The organism is Okeania sp. SIO2B9, assembly GCF_010672505.1.
GTDB lineage: Bacteria > Cyanobacteriota > Cyanobacteriia > Cyanobacteriales > Microcoleaceae > Okeania > Okeania hirsuta.
The window spans coordinates 1-3,108 of record NZ_JAAHGK010000933.1 but is presented as its reverse complement, the minus strand read 5'-3'; the positions used below and the strand labels follow the sequence as shown (position 1 = coordinate 3,108).

Annotated in this window: 2 protein-coding genes; both read right to left on the bottom strand. The window is 36.0% G+C overall.

What is annotated here, in order from left to right:
• On the bottom strand, nt 1–2,522 hold a 2,522-nt coding region (locus F6K13_RS25630), incomplete at its 3' end, for a CHAT domain-containing protein (RefSeq protein ID WP_287288800.1).
• 7 nt (nt 2,523–2,529) lie between these two features.
• Nucleotides 2,530–2,859, bottom strand: coding sequence for a hypothetical protein (locus tag F6K13_RS25625; RefSeq protein ID WP_124144073.1), 330 nt, complete (start codon nt 2,857–2,859; stop codon nt 2,530–2,532).
• Nucleotides 2,860–3,108 lie beyond the last annotated feature (249 nt).

The window sequence follows — 3,108 nt, the reverse complement described above, 5'->3', positions numbered from 1 at the left end:
TTTTGGTCTATTTTTCTAAGTATTGAAAGTGGAATCTCCTCATGAATATCTTCTTTGTGAATATTGTTTAATGCCATTACTTGATACAAAATAAATGCTGTCTCTTCATCAGCTTTTATCCATTCATCTTGACACAAATATTCTTCTAATTTAACATAAAAATTATCCTCTGATAGTTCAGTTTTGCTTTGCCTAAGTTCAGACTCATAAGCTTCATCAACTTCAGAAAAATCAGCATCAAGCATTTGATAAAACCCCCGTCGAAATCTCTGAGAATTTTCTTTGTTAGCAAACATTAAACGGAAAATCTCACGCCATTTTTCCTGACTTCTATTGTCTCTCCTGCCCCATACCTCAAACAACTTTTTCAAACCTTTTTCATACAAAGAATAAACATCAGGAACTCCCGGCAATTTAATACTCGAAATAATACGAGGTAAAATCCGCGAAACTCGATAAAGACGCTCAGATTCTTCTACTTCCGAACTAACCTCTATCAAACCTAAATCAATCCCTCTATTTAGTTGTTCTTTATAACCAGAAATAGACTCACAAACCGCCTCTAAAGCTAACATCGGTACAGGAATTTCAAACACCAAACAATGACTCAATACCCGCACAATTTTTTTATCAACTTGTGCATAAAGTTCAGACAAAATAATCTTTCCTTGCCAATCTTCAGAACCAGATTCAAGCTGACTTAACTTCTCCTCAATATCCTCACAACCAAGCACATCTTTATCCAACCATTCCAATAAACGAGCATTTCCATCTGCAAGTTTTAACGCTCTTGCGATTAACTTTTCATCAACTTTTCCCGACTTAAAATTCTCCAGACGTTTCAACTTTTTCTCTAAGTCAGCTTTTCTAAATGCGTCTAAACCTTGTACCCAAAACTCATTTAATAAATCAGATTGAAACTCATAACGACAAGTAATAATAATTTTTTCCCTCGCACCTACTTCTCGAATTGCAAAAACCAAAGCATTTAAAACTTCTGCCGCTTCAGGTTTCAAAACATATCCGCCTTCACGAGGTTCGAGATTCCATTCAAAGTCATCGAAAAGAAAAAGAAAAGGTTTTTCTCCAGCTTCAATCAAATTTTCAAACAAATCTCGCAACCTATATTTAAGTTCATCTTGGTTATTCTTTAAGGCAAAACGTAGGTCAGCATCTCTCAATTTATCCGCCAATTTTTCCACTAAATTAGAATTATCAATTTGTCGCCACCATAAAACATTTTCATATTCCGATAAACGTTCCCAAAGTCGAGAAGCAATGGTACTTTTTCCCAAACCTCCCATACCATGAATTAATACTCCCAACTTCTCATCCAACTTAAAAGCACGGAGACAATTTTGTAACTGACGACGACGGCCAACAAAATCTTGACGAGTAGCAACCCTAAGTTTGCCTTCTGGATCTCTAAATTCAATAGTTTTCTGGTAACGGGGTGCAGGTTTTCTACCTGGTTTTCTCAAGGGAGTTACTAACGCTCCCGGTAAACTACCCGCCACATAAAGTCGTAATTTATGCCAGTCTCTAGCATTAACCTTAATTAATTCTTGGTAAGTTTCCGCTAATGCTACCGTTACTCCCTTACCAGAAGACAATCCCTGATATAGTTTTGCTGCTGCTGTCGTTGCGTCTGTATCTAATACCCGATCGCCCCATCCTAAAACTGCTGTTGCACCTTGACTTAATAAAGATTCTGCCATTGACGGAATATTTTCCCGATGTGAATATCCACTCCCACAACCGGATAAAAAAATCAGTTTTGGGTGCTGAAATTGTAACTCTGTAGCAATATCTTCGGCACTACTATATTCTGCTTCTCCATATTCTGTCTCAGTAACAAAGCAAGGTTTATTGTTCCGAAGTTTTGCATGGCCTGTGAGATGAACAACATCAAAAAAATTCTCTTCCTGACTTTCCACTAGATAACCTAACTCAGTCAAACAACCACTTTCTTCTACTTCTAAATATAGAGGCGATCGCTTAGTTGCCTCTAAAATACTTCCCTCCTCCGCTTCAAAATCAAGTTCAGAAAAATCGTCTCTCGTATTGCGGGGGGAACTTGCAATAAACACAACATTTAATGCTCGGTTATGAGGTTGATTTTGAAAAAAAAGTTGTTGATTATCTGTCATCCAACGAACAGGAATAATGGCAGGTTTACGCTGAACTAAAAATCCATTATCATCATGGAGCAACTCCCAAGGTAAATGAGCTAATCTTTCGGAAGTAGAAATTGCTAAAACAATTCCTTCCCGTTGATTTTTATCTAATTCTCTTTGCAAAATACGGTCATTTCCATCTAACCAATTATAAAGTCTTTGACCAGTTTTGGCGTATTCGTCTGGCAGTCTAGTGTAATAACCTCTCTCTAACTTTTCAATTAGAGCAGAAATTTCTGTCAGAGATAATTGATAAGATTGGTAATCATTGGGATTATTCCAAAAGTATCGGAATTGGGCATAATCATCCCCTATTAATTTCAAGTTTAAGTGGAGAATTTGCATAGCTATTTTATCCGAAACTTTCCAAAATATCTTTGATTTGTTCTACAGTTGCATCTTTCAGTAAAAGTCGCTTTTCTCCAGAAACAATTTCGACCTTCTCTAGTTTTTTCTCATGTTTTTTGAAACACTGAAAAATCTTCTCTGCAATGGTTAAAGTATTATTAATAATAACAGAAGTTCCTGAACCAATTCCAACTATTGTCAGAATGGTTGCTAAATCAATCCCTTTTTGATTGCCATCTGCATCTATTTTATAACTACCTTCTATACCTTCAATTTCCAGAATTTCTTCTGTAGCTTGGACAGCATCTAAACCATCAATAGCTATTTTAAGCATTATTCAACTCACCAACTTTTTTGATTTGATTATAACAGATACAGGACTTATACCAATTTTCTCCTTCTTATATCATGTCCGTTTAATTAGTGATCAAAAAATCATCTTCTCACTTCTACGGCCAGGGAAAACGCATCTAATTTTTTTGACAAATGACCAAAAATAAAATTTCAAATGGAGAATATGCGATCGCGTTGCGGACTGGCAGTCTATCGCTTCTCAAATCACTGTCAAAAATACCAAAATTTT

What these genes read in the sequence shown, in the direction of transcription:
- F6K13_RS25625 (WP_124144073.1), bottom strand. Translation starts at nt 2,859, where the DNA reads ATGCTTAAAATAGCTATTGATGGTTTAGATGCTGTCCAAGCTACAGAA.